We start from the raw sequence: 22,108 nt of genomic DNA on the forward strand, positions 1-22,108 counted from the left end.
TTCTTCTCCTTGCAGGTGTACGGATTCCTGTGGATATGTCCACCAGATGGATGTAGCTATCCCTGGGAAAAAACACCCATTATTTTCAGTCTTACTTTGCGCAACACTGCGCGTCTTTTATTAACTCAAATCGGGTAATTTTGCGGCAGCGTTTTTCTCTATTCCAATAAGCGGCATTAAATTATCAACCGCGGAAGCATAATTAATTGCCGAACTCCAGCCATCATACTCAGCGAGTATTTTCGCCGAAGTAGCCTGCCAGACATCCTGCTCAACGCTGAGCAGATCGTTAATGCTCCGCTTGCTCAGGGTGTACTCATTTTTATAAACATCCCGGGCGCGCAGGGCATTTTCCAGCTGCTGCTTCCCGGCCTCCATTCTTCCCCGTGCGCCGGTCCAGTCCGCCTGCGCGACGGAGGCTTTTTGCAGGACGTCGAAACGCGCCTGATCGACCTGAGAGGAGGCCATCGCCCGTGCTCCTTCAGCCTGCCGCACTCGTGCGGAAACTGCGCCCCCCTGATAAAGCGGTGCGTCAATATTGAGCTGGATCTGGTCGTCCCAGTACGAACGGTTGTCCGATTCATAACGGGTGCGCCCGCCCTTCAGGCTTAACGTCGGCCAGTGCTGGGACTTCGCCGTTTCCACGCCGTACTGGGCAGAGCGCTCCATGTTTTGCGCGGCCATAACCGCCGGTATCAGCGAGTAATCAATGCGGTTGAGCGAATCAGGTTCAACCGCGAGGTTTGCGGGTACAGGCGAATAGTTTTCTGCCTGCATACCGGTTAATACCGCAAGCCGCGCGCGGGCGCTGTTTAAGGCGGCCTGATACTGTGCGACCGTCGCCTGCATGCCGGCAATACGCGTGCGGGTCTGGAGCTCATCGGAGGTCGAACTCACGCCCGCGTCGGCACGCAGCTTTGCCAGCTGCTCAACGTTTTTCAGCGCCTGAACGTTCTCCTTTGCCGCCTGCAGCAGATCGGCATAGCGTTTGACCTCGACGTAGCTCAGCGCCGTTTTTTCCGCCACGTCAGAGAGCGTGCCCATCAGCTGATAGCGATAGCTATCGCGCTGGGCCGAAGACTGGCTGATGCTGTTATTGGTCTTGCCAAAATCGTACAGCAGCTGCGTCAGGCTCAGCCCCCAGGCGGCCGAATTCTTCAGCGACCCGCTGGAATCGGTGGTCTGGCTGTGCCCTGTACTCCCGTTCAACGATATTTGCGGCATCCAGCCGCTGCGCGCTTCATCTATTTGTGCCTGGCCAATACCTAATTGTGCGGCCTGCTGACTAATAGACGGATCGCGATCGATAGCAAAAAGAATGCTTTCTTTTAAGGTTGTCGTGGCAACCGGGGCAATGCCCACCTGACTGCTATTGGCGTACGCAGTATTTATGGCTAATGAAATGAATGCCAGTGCTGCTGTAAATCGGCGTAACATAGGCTTTCGTAATATCGTCATTGTTATCTCCCTGACTCTGAGTGACACTGAAGCAATTACCCAAAAAGAGGTATAGATAATTAGACAAATATCTTATTTAGCATCCTTGCCGTATTTTAGGTAAAACTCCCCCATACCCATTTCCTCTGGAGATGAGATCTGCCTGCGTCTTATTTAAATTAAGAATTTACTTATTTCCTAAAGTGGTTAGCAGCATAACAAAATGTGTTATAGGCCACTACACCCCCAATGTTAAGGCGGTGTTACAATTAAGAAAAAACATGGGGTTTCTGGACAAAACTCTTAAAATGACCTTTCAGATGAAACATATAAACCGACTGTTATTTAAGGAAAATTCTTAATTTGCTCCCTGTACATTTTTGCGTTAATTTCCGCGCGGGTCAGACACAAAGATTTTCAAAGAAGTGTCAATTTAAGTAGCCAAACAGGCTGAATTAAACTTTAATGCTATTAATAAACTAATTAAAGCAATTAAAAACCACACTAAAACGATTTAACAGAATTAAAACCCATTCAATGGTAGTGCAGTGGTTACATAACCCAAACCGTTAAATAAAACATAACAATAACATTGTGATTAACATTCAAAACGGCTTTCTTATACCTGTTTAATAAAATTTTAATAATCACACAACTGAATCATCCCGCTACTTCCCCCACATCAAAACGACATTGCCCTTCTCTCTGCGTTAAAATGCTGTATTATGCAAACTATTGCGACATTTTGCAGGAATGTACCCCCATGCACAAAACCGCTCGTCAACGCTACGTTCTGGATATCCTGAGCGAGCAAGGCCAGGCCAGCATCACCGAGCTGGCCGAAAAGCTGCAGGTTTCAGCCGATACCATCCGTCGGGATCTGACCGACCTGGAGAACCAGGGGCTGGCGCAGAAGAACCACGGCGGAGCCATCGCGTTGAATCTCTCCGCCATGAACCGTCAGGGCCGCAATACGCTGCTGCCGGAGACCAAACAGCGCCTGGGTAAGCAGGTGGCACAGCAGGTTCCACCGGGCTCTACCCTGTTTCTGGATGCCGGGAGCACGGTGATGGCCGTCGCCACCTTTCTTCAGGGGCCGCTCACCGTCATAACCACGTCGCTGGATATCGCCCAGCACTTTAGCGACCGGGAAGACGTTGAGCTGATCCTGCTCGGGGGGAAATGGGATCACCAGCAGCGCCTGTTTGCCGGAAGCGCCACGTTGTCGTTGCTGTCCCGCTATCGGGCAGATATCGCCATCCTCGGGGCGTGCGCCATTCATGCCGAACTTGGGTTGAGCGCCGGTAAAGAAGCAGATGCCGAGGTTAAACGCGCAATGCTCGACGCAAGCCACGTGCACTGGATTGTCGCCGATCATCTGAAAATTAACCGCTGCGAGCCGTATCTGGTTTCCGGGTTATCCAACATTCAACAACTCTTTTTAGATCGTCCCTGGCCTGAGCTTGGGGACTCTGGCGCATTGCAGGTCACGGTGTGCGCGAATTAACGTGGAGAAGGTCATGAGTAAAGTTCAAACAATCAACATTGCGCTGATCGGGTATGGATTTGTCGGGAAAACCTTCCATGCCCCGCTGATCCAGTCTGTGGACGGGCTTAAGCTGGCAGTTGTCTCTTCTCGCGATGAAGAGAAGGTAAAACGCGATCTGCCGGACGTACAGGTGGTCGCCACCCCTGAAGAGGCTATTCAGCATCCTGATGTTGACCTGGTGGTGATTGCCTCCCCCAACGCCACGCACGCCCCGCTAGCGACGCTGGCCCTGAACTCGGGTAAACACGTGGTCGTGGATAAGCCTTTCACCCTCGACATGCGGGAAGCCCGCGACCTGATTGCGCTGGCGGAGGAAAAGCAGCTGCTGCTCTCCGTCTTCCACAACCGCCGCTGGGACAGCGATTTCCTCGGCATTAAGCAGGTTATTGAGCAAGGCACGCTCGGCAAGGTCAAACACCTTGAATCGCACATTGACCGCTTCCGCCCGGAAGTGCGCGTGCGCTGGCGCGAGCAGAATGTCCCCGGGAGCGGCCTGTGGTTTGACCTGGGGCCTCATCTTATCGACCAGACGCTACAGCTCTTTGGCCTGCCGCAGTCGGTTCAGGGGAATATCGCGACGCTGCGCGACGGCGCAGAAATTAACGACTGGGCGCACGTGGTCTTAAACTACCCGGAGCATAAGGTGATTCTGCACGCCAGCATGCTGGTGGCAGGCGGTACGGCGCGCTTTGCCGTTCACGGGGACAAGGGCAGCGTGGTGAAGGCCAGAATCGATCAGCAGGAAGCACAGCTGCTCTCTGGGGTGATCCCCGGCAGTGAGTCCTGGGGCGAAGACAGCGACAGTATGGTGTTCTTCGGCGCTGACGGCGCGCCGCAGACGATCCCTACCCCAAAAGGCGATCAGCGACAGTACTATATTAACGTGCTTGATGCGCTACGCGGGGAAATCGCCAATCCTGTCCATCCTGTTGAGGCATTAGCGGTGATGGCCGTCCTGGAAGCGGCGGTGAAGTCGTCGGAGACGGGGTCAACTCAGGGGCTGGCGTTAACTGCCGAAGAGCGTGCTTTGCTGGGTTAAAAAACAAGCCGGGTGGCGCATCGCCACCCGGCAAGCGTTTAAGACTACGAACGCTTTTTCGGCATCATGCGCAGAAGGGTATTATCTTTCCAGAAATAGTGGTGCATCAGCGCCGCCGCGGCGTGCAGGCCAATCACAAAATAGCCCAGATTTGCCAGCGTTTCGTGCCACTCTTTCAGCACATCAACCAGGTCAAAATTTGACTCTGCCGCATGCGGCATCGCCAGGCCAAAAGCAAACCAGTCGCTGCCCCGGTTATACATCATCACAATGCCAATCAGCGGCAGCGCAATAAACAGCAGATACACCACCAGATGCCCCAGATGGGACATCCCCGTCACCATCGCTTTTGGCTTCGGTTGAATCGGTGGCGCGCGGAACTTCAGACGAACCAGAAGACGGGTCACCATCAGCACCAGGATACTGATACCGCATGAGACGTGGATCATGTTGATCGCCGGGCGCGCGGTGCGCGGGAAGAAACCTCTGAACTCCATGGCGCAGTAGGCGACGATGATTAACAGAAACACCAGCCAGTGGATGCCGATTTGCAGGCTTGTATATTTAGTGCGCATGTGATTTCTCGATTAAAAACAGTTACCGCGCCAACATAATCCCCTTTCCTTAAAAATTCATTAACTTTTCTGTATGGTTTTTCAAATACTTCCTCCCGCATGAAGCATCTTCAATTGCCGCCCTGCCCGTGATGGTCTAAGCCTGGATGAGTTCAAACTGTCGCATCGACACGTTTACAGGAGAACACCATGAGTAAAATTGGCATTAACGGCTTTGGACGCATTGGGCGCCTTGTACTGCGTCGCCTTCTTGAAACCCAGGACAGTAATACCGTCGTCGCCATCAACGACCTCACCTCCCCGAAAGTGCTGGCCTACCTGCTAAGGCATGATTCCAACTACGGTGGCTTCCCGTGGAGCGTGGACTTCACCGAGGATGCGCTGATTGTGGACGGTAAAACCATTGCGGTGTACGCCGAGAAAGAGGCGAAGCACATTCCGTGGAAAGCCGCAGGCGTGGATATCGTCGTGGAGTGCACCGGCTTTTATACTTCTGAAGAGAAATCACGGGCGCACCTGGACGCCGGCGCGAAGAAAGTGCTGATTTCTGCGCCTGCGGGTGACATGAAAACTATCGTCTACAGCGTTAATGACGACACCATTGACGCCAGTGATACCATCATCTCCGTCGCCTCCTGCACCACCAACTGCCTCGCTCCGCTGGCGAAAGCCCTGAACGATGCGTTTGAAATTAAGGTGGGCACCATGACCACCATTCACGCCTATACCGGTACGCAGGCGCTGGTAGATGGCCCGCGCGGGAAAGACCTTCGCGCCTCCCGGGCGGCGGCAGAGAACATTATTCCGCACACCACGGGTGCCGCCAAAGCCATTGGCCTGGTGATCCCTGCGCTCAGCGGCAAACTTAAGGGCCACGCGCAGCGCGTGCCGGTAAAAACAGGTTCGGTAACCGAGCTGGTGGCCTTTCTGGGCAAGAAAGTCACCGTTGAGGAGATCAACGCCGCACTGAAAAAGGCGACGCAGGGCAATAAATCGTTTGGGTATACCGACGAAGAAATTGTGTCGTCAGATGTGATTGGCTCGCACTATGGTTCGGTGTTTGACGCCACGCAGACGGAGGTGTCAGAGGCGGGAGAACTTCAGCTGGTGAAAGCCGTTGCCTGGTATGACAACGAATACGGGTTTGTGACGCAACTGGTGCGGACGCTGGATAAGTTTGCGGCGCTGTGATTTTATCCCCTCATCCTAACCCTCTCCCCATTGGGGCGAGGGAATTGTTCCGTGCTCAGATGATTTTTCGCGTCACCTTCAGGACCGGATCCTGCTGCAGCTGTTTCCATGCGGCCATGACGGCCTCGGGGAATTCAACGTGAGCAATATAATCCCGCCCGGCCGGGCCATAGCCGTTGGCGTCATCATACAGGCGCGGCAGTTCCCCCAGAACTAGAGAAAGATAGCGGTCAACGGGCCACAGCCCGGTGTTGCCCTCACCGAATTCCACGCCCTCTTTTCCGTTTTGCAGCGTTGGCGTAAACCCGGGATGGCTTGTCCACTCCGGTGACTCGGACTCATCCCGACAAACGCGGGCAAACGTCGCCATCGTGCGGCGCTGCATCGTCGGATCCTGCACCACCAGCACCCGCCCGGCCGTTCGATGACGCTGTTTCAGCATGTTCCAGCTAAAGCGCGCGTTTTCACCGCAGTTGGTGGATTGATCCTCAACCCACAGATGCGCCTGCGGGATCTGCCAGAACTCCCGCGCAATGTCGGCAAGAATGCTTGCTTCGGCCCGCCCTGCGACCGGTACGGTGTGGTAACGCGGATGACTGGCGATGGCAGCATATAAAAAGGTGGTCGAATGCCCGATGCCGCCGCTAACCAGTAGCGGGACTTCTCTCTGCGCGGCAAAACGGCAGGCCGCGTCAATGGTTGGGATCACCGCGTTTCCAGCCAGAATCACCGCATCAATCTCCGGGGACTGACGCGTCACATTCAGTTCGTCCTGCGCCAGCCATGCGCCGACAGTATTGATGGCCGCCAGCGTGGCATCCGCCAGAAGGGGAAAATGGGGGTGAACCATGATGAACTCCTCACGTTGTTGAAGCGCCGAATTTATCATTTTCTGAAATAACCAGAAACATCCAAAAATCATCGGGTTGCACCTGTCTATTATGCTTTTGATTCCCAGCCTTACAAAACATTGTATTGTGCAGACGTTGTGTAAAAGCACCCGGCGCTGCTTATTTCACCGTGATCTGACCAGTTTTATCCCCCCTTCGCTTGCCAAAAACAACATCCAACCCTAAGTTGCTTAACAATTTCACAACCTTTTTCATCATCACAGGTTGCACCTGAAGCGCGCCAGGTGACACCTCTCTCTCATCATCAACGTGGCGGGGTTTCAGGTCATGACAGAACATGAAAGTACGACGACGGTATTACGAAAAAATAAAAAGGTATTAATTGCCAGCCTTACCGGGAGCGCCATTGAATGGTTTGACTATTTTCTCTACGGTACGGCGGCCGCGCTGGTCTTCAATAAGATCTTTTTCCCGATGGTCGATCCGGTGATCGGTCTCATTCTCTCGTATCTCTCTTTCTCATTAACCTTTTTTATTCGCCCCATTGGCGGGGTACTTTTCGCCCATATTGGCGACCGTATCGGACGTAAAAAAACCCTCGTTCTAACCCTCTCACTTATGGGAGGTGCAACCGTCATGATTGGTCTGCTGCCCACGTATGAGATGATTGGCCTGTGGGCTCCCGCTCTGCTGATCCTGATGCGTATCATTCAGGGGATGGGCATCGGCGGTGAATGGGGCGGCGCGCTGCTGCTGGCCTATGAATACGCGCCAGAAAAACGTAAAGGCTTCTTCGGCAGCATTCCGCAAGCGGGCGTCACCATCGGCATGCTGATGGCAACCTTTATCGTTTCGCTGATGACTTTGTTCAGCGAGGAGGATTTTCTCTCCTGGGGCTGGCGTATCCCGTTCCTGCTGAGTTCGGTTCTGGTGTTGCTCGGCCTGTGGATCCGCAAGGATATTGATGAAACGCCCGATTTTAAGAGAGTCAAAGCGTCCGGTCAGGTGGCTAAGGCCCCGCTGCGCGATACGCTGAAGCATCACTGGCGTGAAGTGCTGATCGCCGCCGGTCTGAAGGTGGTTGAAACCGCCCCCTTCTACATCTTCTCTACGTTTGTAGTGAGCTATGCCACCAGCACGCTGACCTATCAAAAATCACAGGCGCTGGAAGCCGTGACGCTTGGAGCCCTGGTGGCGACCATAATGATCCCGCTGATGGGGTTGCTCTCCGATAAGGTAGGCCGTCAGCGCATGTACGCAATCAGTGTCTTCGTGCTTGGCCTGTTTATCGTACCGTGGTTTATGCTGCTCAATACCGGTACAACCTGGGGCATCGTGCTCGCGACGGTCATAGCCTTTGGCGTGCTGTGGGCCCCTGTCACGGCGGTACTCGGCACGCTGTGCTCTGAAATTTTTAGTGCAAACGTGCGCTACACCGGCATTACACTCGGCTATCAGCTGGGTGCCGCGCTGGCCGGCGGTACCGCCCCGCTGATTGCCACCGGCCTGCTGGCAAAATATGACGGCGACTGGGTGCCGGTGGCATGGTATCTTGCCGTCACGGTAACCATTTCCTTAATCGCGATTTTCTGCGCCTGCCGCGTTAAGCGTGCAACACTCATCCAGGCGCAGCCCGAACGTCTCTGACCGTTCCCGGCCCGTCCTGCGGGCCGCTCTTTTTCCTTAAATTTCCCTTCACCATTTGATTAACATGCGTAAATCATATTCACTTGAATTATCATTTGCGGCAGACGTAGAATCGCTAGCCCGCTAATTATTCAATCATTTCTAAGGTAAACGACGTTATGCGCCTGCCCGAACGCGACCCTTATGCTCCTCGCGAGTGGCAGCCACATGAGAAACCCGCCCTGCTGGGTTCGCCCTCCACGCCCGAACACAGTACGCCAAAACGCATTGCCTACGGCGTCGTGGGCCTGCTGGTCTGCCTGACGGGGGCGCTGGGGAATGCGGTGGTGACCGCCAACCTGCAAAATTTGCAGGGGACATTCGGCGCCTGGTCGACCGAAATCGCATGGCTGCCCGCGGTCTATGTGATGACCAACATCTCCATTAACCTGCTGCTGGTCAAATTCCGCCAGCAGTACGGTCTGCGCGCCTTTACGGAAGGGTTTCTGGTGCTGTACGTGCTGGTCACCTTTTTCCACCTGTTCGTAAACGACCTCAGCTCGGCGCTGATGGTGCGCGCCGCGCACGGTATGGTGGCCGCCGCGCTCAGCTCGCTGGGGATTTACTACCAGATCCAGGCCTGGCCTGCGAAGCACCGCCTGAAGGCGCTGACCATCGGCATCACCGGGTCGTCGCTCGCCATCCCGCTGGCGCGCCTGTTTTCAACCGAGCTGCTGCAGCTGGACGAGTGGCGCGGGCTCTATTTCTTCGAGCTGGGGCTGGCGCTGATCTCCCTGGCCTGCGTGATAGCCTTAAAACTGCCGCCGGGCGACCGGCGCAAGGTATTCGAGAAAAAAGACTTTATCACCTTCTTTTTAATGGCCCCCGGGATGGCCCTGCTCTGCGCCGTACTCTCGTTAGGCCGCCTTGACTGGTGGTTCGAAGCGCCGTGGATTGGCTGGTCGCTGGCGCTATCGCTGGTGCTGATTGTGGCGGCCATCGTCTTTGAACATAACCGCACTAACCCGCTGCTGAACACCCGCTGGCTGTCGAGCGGCAGCATCGTCCGCCTGGGGCTGATTATGCTGCTGATCCGTATCGTGCTGGCAGAGCAAAACACCGGTGTCATCGGCTGGCTGCAGTACGTAGGCTTACAGAACGAGCAGATGACGCACCTGGCGTGGTCTATTTTCGCTGGGATCGTCTGCGGAATTGTCACCAGCTGTCTCACCATCAAGCCGACGAAACTGGCGTGGCCAATCATCACGTCTCTGGCGCTGATGATTGTTGCCTCGCTGCTGGACAGCCAGTCCAACAACCTGACCCGCCCGGATCAGCTGATGGTAAGCCAGTTCCTGCTGGGATTCGGCAGCGCCTTCTTCCTGGCGCCCGCCATGCTGGCCGCCATTGGCGGCGTGATCGCCGACCCGCGCAACCTGGTCAGCTTTTCGGTGATGTTTGGCATGAGCCAGAACCTCGGCGGCCTGCTGGGCTCCGCGATCCTCGGCACCTTCCAGACCTGGCGCGAGAAGTACCACTCCAGCCTGCTGGCGGACCAGCTCACCACGCTCAACCCGCTGGTCAACGAGCGAATTCAGCTTTATACCCAGATGTATAAAAGCTTGATTGGCGACAGCGCGCTGCTGGGAACGCAGGCGATAACGCAGCTGCAAACGGTCACAACGCTGGAGGCGAATATTCTGGCTTATAACGATACTTATCTGCTGACGGCGAGCATCGCTGCCGCCACGCTGGTCTGGATTTTATGGCGCTTGCTGCGCCTGCGCATCACTGCCCGTCTGGCGCTGAAGAACGCCACCGGCAATAAATAATTGAAAGAGTTCTGGAGAGTTTATGAGTCAGCAGGATGCCGCCAAAGAGCAGGCCAACACCCGCAAAAATGTGCGCATTGTTTCCGTTTTCACCGCCGCCGCCATCGGTATCGTCGGCGTGCTGGTGATCCTTTACGCGTGGCAGCTGCCGCCGTTCACCCGTCACGCGCAGTTTACCGATAATGCCTACGTGCGCGGTCAGACGACGTTTATAAGCCCGCAGGTAAACGGCTATATCACTGAGGTCAAGGTTCAGGACTTTGAGCAGGTCAAAAAAGGCGACCTGCTGGTGCAGATCGATGACCGAATCTATCGGCAGCGCGTGCATCAGGCCGAGGCGCAGCTGGCGATGAAAATTGCCGCCCTGAATAACAACCTGCAGCAGCGTAAAAGCGCCGAAGCCGTCATCGCCAAAAATGACGCCGCGCTGAAAAATGCCCGCGCCCAGAGCCTGAAAAGCCAGGCGGATTTAAAGCGGGTGAAAGAGCTGACTTCCGACGGCTCGCTTTCCATCCGCGAGCGCGACGCGGCGCTTGCCAGTGCCGCCCAGGGCAGCGCCGACATCGACCAGGCGAAAGCCGCCCTTGAGATGTCGCGTCAGGATCTGCAGACGGTGATTGTGAACCGCGGCGCGCTGGAGGCGGATGTCGAAAACGCAAAAGCGGCGCTTGAGCTGGCGCAGATTGACCTGCAAAACACCCGCATCATCGCCCCGCGCGACGGCCAGCTCGGCCAGATCGCCGTGCGTCTCGGGGCGTATGTGACCGCCGGAACCCATCTCACCACCCTTGTGCCGCCTCAGCACTGGGTCATTGCGAATATTAAAGAGACTCAGCTCGCAGAGCTGCGCGTCGGCCAGCCGGTGAAGTTCACCGTAGATGCCCTGAACAACAAAGCGTATCAGGGCCGCGTGGAGAGTATTTCCCCGGCGACCGGCGTGGAGTTCAGCGCCATCACGCCGGACAACGCCACCGGCAACTTTGTCAAAATCGCCCAGCGTATTCCGGTGCGTATTGAGGTGCTCGGTAAGCCTGAGGACTCCGCCCTGCTGCGTCCGGGCATGTCGGTACAGGTGACAATTGATACGCGGGAGGCGAAGTAATGATCCTTCGTCCGATTGCCGCGCTGGCGGCGGCGGTCATGCTGGCCGGATGCCAGTCCGTCGACGTAAAACCGGCGCAGCCGACGCTGCAAATTCCTGCGCAGTGGCGCACCGTCTCTGGCCCTGCCAGCCCGGCGGAGCAGCTCTGGTGGCGCAATTTTCATGACAACCACCTCAACCGCTATGTGGATCAGGCGCTTAAGAATAACAGCGACGTGCTGATCGCCCGCGAACGAATTAACGAGTATCAGGCGCGGGTCTATGCAGCTGACGGGAGCCTGTTTCCTTCACTTGACGCGGGCGTAACCGGGACGCGCGCCCGTTCGCAGTCCGCCGCGACCGGACTGCCGGTCTACGGCACGCTGTACAGAGGTAGCCTGACGGCGAGCTATGACGTGGATATCTGGGGCGTCAACCGCAGCACGGCCAATGCCGCTGAGGCTTCGCTGGCGGCGCAAAAAGCCGCCGCCGCGGCCGCGGATTTGACCGTCGCGTCTTCCGTTGCATCCGGCTACGTCACCCTGCTCTCGCTTGACGAACAGCTGCGCGTGACCGAATCCACCCTGAAATCGCGCGAAGAGGCGTTTAACCTCGCGAAACGTCAGTTTGAGACGGGCTACAGCTCGCGCCTGGAGCTAATGCAGTCGGATTCCGAACTGCGCTCAACGCGGGCGCAAGTTCCCTTGTTGCAGCATCAGATTGCGCAGCAGGAGAATGCCCTCAGCCTGCTGCTGGGAAGCAATCCTGGCGCGGTGGCTCGCAGTGAACGCTATGAGACGCTGACGCCCCTGAAGCTGCCGTCACAGCTGCCTTCTACGCTCCTGAACCGTCGACCAGATATCGTTCAGGCCGAACGACAGCTGGTTGCGGCGGATGCCTCGCTCGCGGCGTCGCGCGCCAGCCTGCTGCCGTCGATCAACCTGACCGCCACCGGTTCGGTACAGGATCGCACCCTTTCCGGCCTGCTGGACAACCCGCTTCAACTCTGGAGCGTCGGGGGCAGTATTCTCGCCCCGCTGTTGAACCGCCAGGCGTTGAATGCGCAGGTGGATATTTCTCAGTCCCAGCGTAACCAGGCGCTCTACGCCTATGAAAAAACCGTGCGTAACGCGTTTGCCGAAGTGAACAACAGCCTTGATGCGATAAGTCGCTATCAGGAACAGCTGACGGAGCTGCTTGCCCAGCAGGAGGTGGCCCAGGAGACGCTGAGCATTGCGCAGAACCGCAATCGCAACGGCTACTCCTCGTATCTTGACGTGCTGGACGCCCAGCGCACGCTGTACTCGGTTCAGACCAGCGTCGTGCAGGTGAAAAACAACCTGCTGCTGGCGCAGATTGATTTGTACAGAGCGCTGGGCGGCGGCTGGAATAGCGCGTAAACCCGGTTTGGGCGCTGATGCCCTCACCCCGGCCCTCTCCCACAGGGCCAGGAAGAAAACCCAAGGAGTCAATCTATGCAACAAAAATGGTCTGCCGTAGATAATTACATGATTTCTTCTCTTATCTCTGACGATGACGTACTGAATCAGGTTCTGGAAAACAACAAACGCGCCGGGCTCCCCGAGCACGACGTAGCGGCCAATCAGGGGCAGCTGCTGGCGCTGTTCGTGCGCATGACGCAGGCGCGGCGGATACTTGAGATCGGTACGCTGGGTGCCTACAGCTCAATCTGGATGGCGCGTGCGCTGCCGCCGGACGGTAAGCTGATTACGCTTGAGGCCGATCCCACGCATGCCCGCGTTGCGCGCGAGAATATTCAGCTTGCGGGGTTAAACGAACGCATTGGATTAATTGAGGGCCCGGCGCTGAGTTCGCTGGAAAATTTCGGCAACGTTCCCCCGTTCGACCTGATCTTTATTGATGCCGATAAGCCAAACAATCCCGGCTATCTGGAGTGGGCGCTGCACTATTCCCGCCCCGGTACGGTGATTATCGGCGATAACGTGGTGCGCGATGGCGAGGTCATTAACGGGCAAAGCGACGACGCGCGCGTGCTGGGGGTGCGGCGTTTTATTGAGATGATAGGGGATAATCCGCGTTTAACCTCCACCGCGCTGCAAACGGTGGGGGTTAAGGGATGGGATGGGTTTACGCTGGCGATTGTGAACGGGTGAAAATTGTGCGGGCTGATGCCCTCACCCCGACCCTCTCCCACAGGGAGAGGGAGAAAACCGGGCAAGGGTTTTAAGCTGAAATCTGCTCCATCGCCTGCAGGATACGCTTATCCGAAATCGGATACGGCGTACCGAGCTGCTGGGCAAAGAAGCTGACGCGCAGCTCCTCGATCATCCAGCGGATCGCCTGCACGTCTTCATCATCGCGGCGAGCAGGCGGCAGTTTGTTGAGCCACTGCTGCCACGCCTGCTGCACGCTCTCCACTTTCAGCATCTGCGCGCGATCGCGGTGCGGATCGATGGCCATCTTCTCCAGCCGTTTTTCAATCGCCTGCAGATAACGCAGCGTATCGCCGAGACGATTGAAGCCGTTGCCGGTCACAAAGCCGCGGTAAACCAGGCCGGCCATCTGCGCCTTCACGTCTGACAGCCCGAGCGCCATGGTCATATCCACGCGCCCCTTCAGGCGCTTGTTGATATTGAACACGGTGGTGAGGATCTGCTCCACCTGCTTCGCGATGTCCACCACGGTGTCGTTCAGCTCCGCGCGCACCTTTTCATGCAGCTGGGCAAAGCCCTCTTCCGTCCAGACCGGACCGCCCGCCTCGTGGATCAGCTTGTCCACGCCGCAGGAGATGCAGTCGTCAATCAGATCCAGCACCTTGCCGTACGGGTTAAAGTAGAGCCCCAGCTTGGCCTTGTTCGGCAGCTTCTCGTGCAGATACTTGATCGGCGACGGGATATTAAGCAGCAGCAGGCGACGCAGCCCGCGCCACATCATCTGCTGCTGTTCCTGCGGGTTATCAAACAGTTTGATTGCCACGCTGTCGCGCTCGTCCACCAGCGCAGGCCAGGCTTTGACCTTATAGTTGCCGCGCTTCTGCTCGTAGCTTTCCGGCAGCTGACCAAAGCTCCAGATATGCAGCCCGCTCTGCTCGATGCCGTCGTCCGCCACCGCAGAAAGCGTCTCCTGAACTTTCCCTTTCAGGGACTCTTTCAGCTCGCTCAGCGAACGCCCTTCCAGCAGCTTTTTGTTTTTATCATCCACCACGCGGAAGCTGATTTTCAGGTGATCGGGCACCTGATCCCAGTTCCAGTCGTCGCGGTCGATGGTCGTCCCGGTCATGCGGCGGAATTCACGCTCCAGCGCGTCCAGCAGCGGCAGCTCCAGCGGCGTGACGCGGCCCAAAAACGCTTCCGCGTAGTTTGGCGCAGGCACAAAATTGCGGCGCACCGGTTTCGGCAGGGATTTGATCAGCGCAATCACCAGCTCGCGGCGCAGGCCGGGGATTTGCCACTCGAACCCGCTCTCGTCCACCTGGTTTAACAGCGGCAGCGGAATGTGGACGGTCACGCCGTCCGCGTCTGCCCCTGGCTCAAACTGATAGGTCAGACGCAGCTTGAGGTTGCCCTGATGCCAGAAGTTCGGGTAGTCGAGCTTGCTGACCGACTCCGCTCCCTCTTTAATCAGCATGCTCTTTTCAAAGTTGAGCAGGTCCGGCGTCTCTTTGCTGGCCTTCTTCCACCAGCTGTCGAAGTGGCGGGCAGAGATAACATCATGGCTGATGCGCTGGTCGTAAAACTCGAACAGCGCTTCATCATCCACCAGGATGTCGCGGCGGCGCGATTTATGCTCCAGCTCTTCCACTTCGGCGCGCAGCTTCAGGTTTTCACGGAAGAAGGCGTGCCGCGTCTGCCAGTCACCCTCCACCAGCGCGTGGCGGATAAACAGCTCGCGGCACAGGGCCGGATCGATCTGGCTGTAGTTGACCTTACGCGCGGCGACCACCGGCAGGCCGTAAACGGTCACTTTCTCGGTCGCCATCACCGCGCCCTGCGCGCGCTCCCAGTGCGGTTCACTGTACGAGCGCTTAAGCAGATGCTGCGCCACCGGCTCCACCCATTCCGGATCGATACGGGCCGCAATGCGTCCCCACAGGCGGCTGGTTTCCACCAGCTCCGCGACCATGGTCCACTTCGGCGGCTTCTTGAAAAGGCCAGAACCCGGGAAGATGGCGAAACGGGCGTTGCGCGCGCCGGTATACTCCTGCTTCTCGGCGTCCTTCATTCCAATGTGGGACAGCAGGCCGGTCAGCAGCGCGATATGGATTTCGCGGTACTCCGCCGGTTCGCTGTTCACCGGAATGCCCAGCTCTTTCACCACCTGGCGCAGCTGGGTGTAGATATCCTGCCACTCGCGCACGCGCAGGTAGTTGAGGAAATCCACGCGGCACTGGCGGCGGAACTGGTTCGAGGAGAGCGCTTTCTGCTGCTCGCCGAGGTAGTTCCACAGGTTCACGAAGGCGAGGAAATCGGACTCTTTGTCGTGGAAGCGTCGGTGCTTTTCGTCAGACGCCTGCTGTTTGTCCATCGGACGCTCGCGCGGGTCCTGAATGGAGAGCGCAGAGGTGATGATCATCGCCTCGCGCACGCAGCCGTGCTTTTGCGCTTCCAGAACCATGCGCGCCAGACGCGGGTCGACCGGGAGCTGGCTGAGCTGGCGGCCCAGCGGCGTCAGCTTATAAACCGCCGCCTGCTCGTCGGTGGTAATCGCCCCGAGCTCTTCCAGCAGACGCACGCCGTCCTGAATGTTGCGTTTATCCGGCGCTTCGACGAACGGGAACGCCGCGATGTCGCCCAGCCCCAGCGCGGTCATCTGCAGGATAACGGACGCCAGGTTGGTGCGCAGAATTTCCGGGTCGGTAAACTCCGGGCGCGACAGGAAATCATCTTCGGAATAGAGACGAATACAGATCCCTTCCGACACGCGGCCGCAGCGGCCCTTACGCTGGTTTGCGGACGCCTGAGAGACCGGCTCAATCGGCAGCCGCTGGACCTTGGTGCGGTAGCTGTAGCGGCTGATGCGCGCCGTGCCCGGGTCGATAACGTATTTAATTCCCGGCACGGTCAGCGAGGTTTCCGCCACGTTGGTCGCCAGGACGATGCGGCGCCCGCCGTGCGGCTGGAAGACGCGGTTCTGCTCGCTGTTGGACAGACGGGCGTACAGCGGCAGGATCTCGGTGTGGCGCAGGTCGCGCTTGCTGAGCGCATCGGCGGTATCGCGGATTTCGCGCTCGCCGCTCATGAAGATCAGAATGTCGCCCGCGCTTTCGTTGCCCAGCTCGTCAACGGCATCGAAGATGGCCTGCAGCTGGTCGCGCTCGGTATCGTCCGCCTCTTCCACAATCGGGCGATAGCGCACTTCCACGGGATACGTGCGTCCTGATACCTCGATGATCGGCGCATTGTTGAAATGCTTCGAGAAGCGCTCCGGATCGATGGTCGCGGAGGTGATGATGATTTTCAGATCCGGGCGGCGCGGCAGCAGCTCTTTCAGGTAGCCGAGCAGGAAATCGATGTTCAGGCTGCGCTCGTGCGCTTCGTCAATGATGATGGTGTCGTACTGCATCAGCAGGCGATCCTGCTGGATTTCCGCCAGCAGAATACCGTCGGTCATCAGCTTGACCATGGTGTTATCGCTAACGTGGTCGCTGAAACGGACCTTGTAGCCGATGCAGCCGCCCGGCTCCGTCTGCAGCTCTTCGGCAATACGGTTGGCAACGGTGCGCGCCGCCAGACGACGCGGCTGGGTGTGGCCAATCAGGCCTTTGATCCCGCGGCCCAGCTCCATACAGATTTTCGGCAGCTGGGTGGTTTTCCCCGAACCGGTTTCACCCGCGACAATCACCACCTGGTGGTCGCGGACGGCCTCAAGGATGTCCTGTTTTTTCTGGCTGACGGGCAGGTTTTCCGGGTAGGTAATCGCCGGTCGCGCGGCTTCGCGCAGCAAGACTTTCCCTGCCGCCTGTTCAATCTCTTTCGCCATCTCCTGGTAAATGGCCTGCTGAGCATCAGGATTTTTAACCTTCTTAACGCCGTGCAGACGACGGGCGAAACGCTGTTTGTCGCGCAGCATCAGAGAATCGAGCTGTTGCAGGAGCATCGGGAAGGTGAATTTTTGTTGTTCTGTCATAGCGTTAAAGGGCAGTACACGCCCTGATAAATTCTCTTTTTAATGATTGCTATAGAGTACCACACTGACGCCTTCCGCGCCTTATTCAAAAAATTCGAACATAGGCTTCGATATATTGCGCTATCTCTATGGCAGGATTGTGAATAGAGTGTCAACAAGCAACGGGGCAACCCCCTTCAATCAAATGCAAAAACAGGAATCACCCATGAGCAAAGTATTAGTTTTGAAATCCAGTATTCTGGCAGGGTACTCTCAGTCTGGTCAGCTGTCTGATTACTTCGTTGAACAGTGGCGTGAACAGCATTCTGCTGACGAAATCACCGTGCGTGACCTGGCTGCAAACCCAATTCCTGTGCTGGATGGCGAGCTGGTTGGCGCGCTGCGCCCAAGCGATGCACCGCTGAGCCCACGTCAGCAGGAAGCCCTGGCGCTCTCTGACGAGCTGATTGCCGAGCTGCAGGCGCACGACGTTATCGTCATCAACGCCCCGATGTACAACTTCAACATCCCTACCCAGCTGAAGAACTACTTCGACCTGGTGGCACGCGCTGGCGTAACCTTCCGTTACACCGAGAATGGCCCTGAAGGTCTGGTGAAAGGCAAACGTGCGATCGTACTGACCAGCCGTGGCGGCATCCATAAAGACACCCCAACCGACCTGGTTGCGCCGTACCTGAGCCTGTTCCTGGGCTTCATCGGCATCACTGACGTGAACTTCGTGTTCGCTGAAGGCATCGCCTACGGTCCTGAAGTGGCGACCAAAGCGCAGACCGACGCGAAAGCCGCTATCGACAGCCTGGTTGCAGCGTAAGACTTCACCCTCTCACCGCCCGGTGGGAGGGTTTTTCTTTTCTCCCGCATTTCGTTATCATCCGCTCCCACTCTCCAGCCGGGCGGCCTGATGTCTGCGATCATTGATTCTTTTATTGCCCCACCGTGTCACGATGACATTCAGATCCTCTGGCAGGATGAACATCTGCTGCTGATCGATAAGCCTTCCGGCCTGCTCAGCCTCTCGGGCAAAAATCCGCAAAACCTTGATTCCGTTCACTATCGTCTGGTCCAGAGCTTCCCCGGCTGCACGCTGGTACACCGCCTGGACTTCGGCACGTCCGGGCTGATGGTGGTTGCGCGCAATAAGGCCATCAACGCGGCACTGTGCCAGCAGTTCAGCCAGCGTAGCGTGGAGAAAGTCTACAGCGCCCTGCTTTGCGGACATGTGGAAAATGACGAAGGTGTAATCGATGCGCCGATTGCCAAAGACCCGGCGCTGTTCCCGCTGATGTCGATCTGCGCCATCACCGGGAAACCCGCCCGCTCCCGCTATCGGGTGGTGGAACGGTTTTATCAGGAGACGGGACTGCCGTTAACGCGGGTTGAACTTACTCCGGAGACCGGGCGAACCCATCAGCTGCGTATTCACTGCCAGCGGCTGGGGCACCCGATTCTGGGCTGCGATCTGTATGGTGGTCTTGACGTACCGGGCGCTGAAGGAACGCCCCGGCTGATGCTGCATGCCAGCGAGCTGAATTTTATTCATCCCATGAGCGGAGAGCCGGTTAACGCCCGTCACGCCGCCCCGTTCTGAACGCGTTTTACCACATCAAATCGTCAGGGATTTTGAAGTCAGCGTACGGATCGTCTTCGTCCTGCTCTTCCTGGCTGAGCGCGCTGTTTAACACGATGCTGTCGGCATCGCGCTGGGCAATTTTATCGGCCACCACCGCCGGGATAATCGCGTATTCGCAGTCGCCGCTGGCGTTAATCACCAGACGGGCAATCGCCAGACGACCGTTGATCAGCTGAGCCTGGGTTTGCTTGTCGACTTCGATTTTTTTGATCAGATTACCGTCGGTGAAGTTAAAGGTGATGTTGCCTTTCGCCACGGTGATGCGGTTCATCTCAATCAGCTGCTTCACCTGCGCCTTAAACTCTTTCGCCATCACGGCCTGCTTCTGCTGCTCGCTCAGCAGTTTGTCACGCTCGATCTGCGCCTTCTTGTTCTCTTCTACCGCTTCCCGAGCCTCACGCGCCTGAACGCGTGATTTCTTTGCCGTGCGCTGCACTTTCGCCGCTTTCTTGCTGCTGACCAGGCCCGCTTTCAGCATCTGCTCTTGTAAGGTGAGTTTTGTCATGATTGTTTCTAAACCGGTTGGAAATTTTGGGGATTATAGCGGGAATTGCGGAGCGTGTGCCAGAGAAGTAGGCATGGCGTTTTGTTGCCTGACCCTTGTTTATTATTTATTCAGCGTTTACTAACGTTACAGCCGCAAAAGAGATTAAAAATTGTCAGGTCATTATCTTAAAAAAAATTAGCAGCGCAGAAATATGATGTGAGTTGAATATCTGTACCCACATCAGGCGTAGGCTGCCTTTGTCTAATTAAAAGACTAAGGAGAAAATATGGCCTTAAAAGGAACAATGCTGCTTAACGGTGCTGACTATGCGCCTTTTAACCTGCACGGCGTTGGCGTGTTTATGGCGCATTCCGGGCAGGGAATTTACAGAAACAATGGATTATGTGGTGCTGTTAAAGGCTCAGGTCCAATTCCTCCAGGGAAATACTGGATTGTTGACAGAGGGACTGGAGGTTTCTTTTCAGGGTTAAAAGCGAAGGTTCAGGATCGGTGGAACAAGGTTAGATCCGGGGCAGAATTTGGCCGCGATGAGTGGTTTGCTTTATACAAGGATGACTGGGGAATCGATGATGGCACCTGGATTGATAACGTCTATCGGGGTTTATTTCGGCTGCATCCGGGTACGCTATCTGAGGGATGTATCACGATTGCCCATGATTCTGATTACGCATTGATCCGCAATGCTCTGATGAGTACGGACCTTATTCAGGTTCCCTGTATGCGTTCACTGATGGCACGCGGCTGGGTTGAGGTGATTGAAAGTGGCTACACCAACACTTGTCCGTAAATGGGGCATCAGGCTATTCAAAACGGTCTGGTTTCTATGCATCAGCATTATAGTAGGCCGCATATTGGGGCCCGCTGAACGCTATCTTGATCATGACGTGGCCTCATTTATATGTGATTTTATTTATGGCGACGTGAATGCTGAAACAATATATGACACATATGCCAATATCGATATTTTAATTGTACTGACCCTCGCGACTATTATTTATCGCTTAACAACACTGCTACTCAATAAAACAAGGAAATAAAGAATGCCAATTCCTCCCTACATGTGGCTAAAAGACGATGGTGGAGCAGATATTAAAGGTTCCGTTGATGTTCAGGACCGTGAAGGTAGCATTGAGATCATAGGGCTGAGTCATGGCCTTAACCTACCGGTAGACAGCGCTAACGGCAAGATCACCGGCACGCGACAACACTCATCCATGCGGATTGAAAAGGAGGTTGATAGCTCCACGCCCTATCTCTATAAAGCAGCATCTACCGGTCAGGCGCTTAAAAGCGCTGAAATCAAGTTCTATCATATTAATGATGCCGGACAGGAAGTCTGTTATTACACCGTGTTGATGGAGAACCTAAAGGTTACTGGTGTTAACTGCAGCGTGCCGAACGTGAAGATCGCTTCTAACGATAAAATAAACCATGTTGAAAGCGTAAGTCTGCAGTACGAAAAAATCACCTGGCGCATTGTCGATGGCAACATCATGCACAGTGACGCCTGGAACGAACGTCCTACAGCATAACGCTAAGGGGCGCGATGCCCCTTATTCTTACTATGCCAGCCTTTGCGCAATCCTGTTCATGAACTTCCCTCATGTTGCAGTGAAATTAAGTCACTTCCCCTGCGCCGCGGGCTCAGGCATAAATTATGCATTGGTAACTTCTTAGCAACATGAACTTAGGATACATAACCACAATGAGCAAAGCTTTCACATATACCCTTAAGCGCAGTTGCTTCGATGAGAATTACAACCCGTCTGAAAATACGCGTACGACCACCAACTTTGCCAACCTGGCGCGCGGGGAAAAACGTCAGGAAAACTTGCGCAATACGCTGGTGATGATAAACAACCGCTTCAACGCTCTGGCGCGCTGGGATAACCCAAACGCCGATCGCTATGCGGTTGAGCTTGAAATCATCTCTGTCGATTTGAACATTGGCGCGGAAAAGCCGTTCCCGGCTATTGAGATACTGCAAACCACTATTGTCGACAAGAAAAACAATCTGCGCATCCCTGGCATCGTCGGGAATAACTTCTCGTCTTACGTGCGGGATTATGATTTCAGCGTCCTGCTGCTGGAGCACAACAAGAACCAGCAGCACTTCAGCATTCCGGAAAAGTTTGGCGAACTGCACGGTAATATTTTCCGCCATTTTGTGAGTTCACCGGAATACAAAGAGAACTTCACAAAAGGACCGGTGATTTGCCTGAGCGTATCCAGCAAAGATACCTATCGCCGCACCGGCAACCAGCACCCCGTGCTGGGCGTGGAGTATCAGCCGGACGGCGAGTCGCTAACGGAGCAGTACTTCGCGAAGATGGGCCTGAGCGTGCGCTACTTTATGCCGGAACACAGCGTGGCGCCGTTCGCCTTCTTCTTCACCGGGGATTTGCTGAGTGATTACTCCGATCTCGAACTGATTGCCACCATCAGCACGATGGAGACGTTCCAGAAGATCTATCGCCCGGAGATTTATAACGCCAACTCGGCGGCCGGGCTGTGCTACCGACCGGATCTGAACCAGCAGGATCACTCCTTAACCAAAATTGTGTATGACCGGGAAGAGCGAAGCCGTCTGGCGATTGAACAGGGTCGATTTACCGAAGAATACTTTATTAAGCCTTACAAACACATTCTTGAGCAGTGGTCTGATAACTACACGCTTTAAT

General features: G+C 56.0%; 18 protein-coding genes. 13 read left to right on the forward strand and 5 right to left on the reverse strand.

The window, feature by feature from the left end:
- Positions 1–120: 120 nt before the first annotated feature.
- A complete protein-coding gene (locus tag USH94_RS05870) occupies positions 121–1,458 on the reverse strand; it encodes a TolC family outer membrane protein (RefSeq protein ID WP_111964662.1) in 1,338 nt (445 codons plus the stop codon).
- A gap of 742 nt (positions 1,459–2,200) precedes the next feature.
- Here USH94_RS05870 and USH94_RS05875 point away from each other — a divergent pair.
- Positions 2,201–2,944 (forward strand): DeoR/GlpR family DNA-binding transcription regulator, encoded by a 744-nt coding sequence (locus USH94_RS05875; RefSeq protein WP_111964663.1) that lies wholly within the window; start codon positions 2,201–2,203, stop codon positions 2,942–2,944.
- 13 nt (positions 2,945–2,957) lie between these two features.
- Positions 2,958–4,025 (forward strand): oxidoreductase, encoded by a 1,068-nt coding sequence (locus tag USH94_RS05880; RefSeq protein WP_111964664.1) that lies wholly within the window; start codon positions 2,958–2,960, stop codon positions 4,023–4,025.
- Between the two features lie 44 nt (positions 4,026–4,069).
- On the opposite strand, the gene cybB is transcribed toward USH94_RS05880, so the two are convergent.
- The gene (gene cybB / locus USH94_RS05885; RefSeq protein ID WP_111964665.1) at positions 4,070–4,600 is read right to left on the reverse strand and encodes a cytochrome b561; all 531 of its coding nucleotides are present in this window, start codon (positions 4,598–4,600) and stop codon (positions 4,070–4,072) included.
- Positions 4,601–4,789: 189 nt separating this feature from the next.
- Between cybB and gap the strand changes: the two genes are divergently transcribed.
- Entirely contained in the window at positions 4,790–5,791 is a 1,002-nt protein-coding gene (gene gap, locus USH94_RS05890; RefSeq protein WP_111964666.1) for a type I glyceraldehyde-3-phosphate dehydrogenase, read from the forward strand.
- A 55-nt stretch (positions 5,792–5,846) separates the two neighbouring features.
- On the opposite strand, the gene USH94_RS05895 is transcribed toward gap, so the two are convergent.
- On the reverse strand, positions 5,847–6,641 hold the full coding sequence (locus USH94_RS05895) for a YdcF family protein (RefSeq protein WP_111964739.1): 795 nt from the start codon (positions 6,639–6,641) through the stop codon (positions 5,847–5,849).
- A gap of 328 nt (positions 6,642–6,969) precedes the next feature.
- Between USH94_RS05895 and USH94_RS05900 the strand changes: the two genes are divergently transcribed.
- The 5 genes from USH94_RS05900 to USH94_RS05920 all read left to right on the forward strand — a co-directional run bounded on the left by USH94_RS05900 (position 6,970) and on the right by USH94_RS05920 (position 13,316).
- Complete coding sequence (locus USH94_RS05900) at positions 6,970–8,289, forward strand: MFS transporter (protein ID WP_111964740.1); 1,320 nt, start codon at positions 6,970–6,972, stop codon at positions 8,287–8,289.
- 158 nt (positions 8,290–8,447) lie between these two features.
- Complete coding sequence (locus USH94_RS05905; protein ID WP_064790983.1) at positions 8,448–10,100, forward strand: MFS transporter; 1,653 nt, start codon at positions 8,448–8,450, stop codon at positions 10,098–10,100.
- Positions 10,101–10,122: 22 nt separating this feature from the next.
- The gene (locus USH94_RS05910; RefSeq protein ID WP_111964667.1) at positions 10,123–11,202 is read left to right on the forward strand and encodes an HlyD family secretion protein; all 1,080 of its coding nucleotides are present in this window, start codon (positions 10,123–10,125) and stop codon (positions 11,200–11,202) included.
- Positions 11,202–12,581: an efflux transporter outer membrane subunit gene (locus tag USH94_RS05915; protein WP_111964668.1), complete on the forward strand. Its 1,380-nt coding sequence runs from the start codon at positions 11,202–11,204 to the stop codon at positions 12,579–12,581. The genes USH94_RS05910 and USH94_RS05915 overlap by 1 nt, the downstream gene beginning before the upstream one ends.
- A 75-nt stretch (positions 12,582–12,656) precedes the next feature.
- Entirely contained in the window at positions 12,657–13,316 is a 660-nt protein-coding gene (locus USH94_RS05920) for an O-methyltransferase (protein ID WP_111964669.1), read from the forward strand.
- Between the two features lie 70 nt (positions 13,317–13,386).
- On the opposite strand, the gene hrpA is transcribed toward USH94_RS05920, so the two are convergent.
- Positions 13,387–17,289: an ATP-dependent RNA helicase HrpA gene (gene hrpA, locus USH94_RS05925; protein WP_111964670.1), complete on the reverse strand. Its 3,903-nt coding sequence runs from the start codon at positions 17,287–17,289 to the stop codon at positions 13,387–13,389.
- A gap of 205 nt (positions 17,290–17,494) precedes the next feature.
- Here hrpA and azoR point away from each other — a divergent pair, with 205 nt between their 5' ends.
- The gene (gene azoR, locus USH94_RS05930; protein ID WP_008502313.1) at positions 17,495–18,100 is read left to right on the forward strand and encodes an FMN-dependent NADH-azoreductase; all 606 of its coding nucleotides are present in this window, start codon (positions 17,495–17,497) and stop codon (positions 18,098–18,100) included.
- Positions 18,101–18,190: 90 nt separating this feature from the next.
- Entirely contained in the window at positions 18,191–18,877 is a 687-nt protein-coding gene (locus USH94_RS05935; protein WP_111964671.1) for an RluA family pseudouridine synthase, read from the forward strand.
- Between the two features lie 7 nt (positions 18,878–18,884).
- On the opposite strand, the gene USH94_RS05940 is transcribed toward USH94_RS05935, so the two are convergent.
- Positions 18,885–19,424 carry a DUF2058 domain-containing protein gene (locus USH94_RS05940; protein ID WP_111964672.1) on the reverse strand — a complete coding sequence of 180 codons (540 nt, stop codon included), beginning with the start codon at positions 19,422–19,424 and terminating at the stop codon, positions 18,885–18,887.
- A 268-nt stretch (positions 19,425–19,692) separates the two neighbouring features.
- On the opposite strand from USH94_RS05940, the gene USH94_RS05945 reads away from it, so the two are divergent.
- The 3 genes from USH94_RS05945 to USH94_RS05955 all read left to right on the forward strand — a co-directional run bounded on the left by USH94_RS05945 (position 19,693) and on the right by USH94_RS05955 (position 22,107).
- Positions 19,693–20,214, forward strand: coding sequence for a DUF2778 domain-containing protein (locus USH94_RS05945; protein ID WP_111964673.1), 522 nt, complete (start codon positions 19,693–19,695; stop codon positions 20,212–20,214).
- A 253-nt stretch (positions 20,215–20,467) separates the two neighbouring features.
- Positions 20,468–20,959: an Hcp family type VI secretion system effector gene (locus USH94_RS05950; protein ID WP_111964675.1), complete on the forward strand. Its 492-nt coding sequence runs from the start codon at positions 20,468–20,470 to the stop codon at positions 20,957–20,959.
- A 173-nt stretch (positions 20,960–21,132) separates the two neighbouring features.
- On the forward strand, positions 21,133–22,107 hold the full coding sequence (locus USH94_RS05955; protein WP_111964676.1) for a DUF1852 domain-containing protein: 975 nt from the start codon (positions 21,133–21,135) through the stop codon (positions 22,105–22,107).
- Position 22,108 lies beyond the last annotated feature (1 nt).

Source organism: Enterobacter sp. 148H3, from assembly GCF_034107425.1.
Classification (GTDB): domain Bacteria; phylum Pseudomonadota; class Gammaproteobacteria; order Enterobacterales; family Enterobacteriaceae; genus Enterobacter; species Enterobacter vonholyi.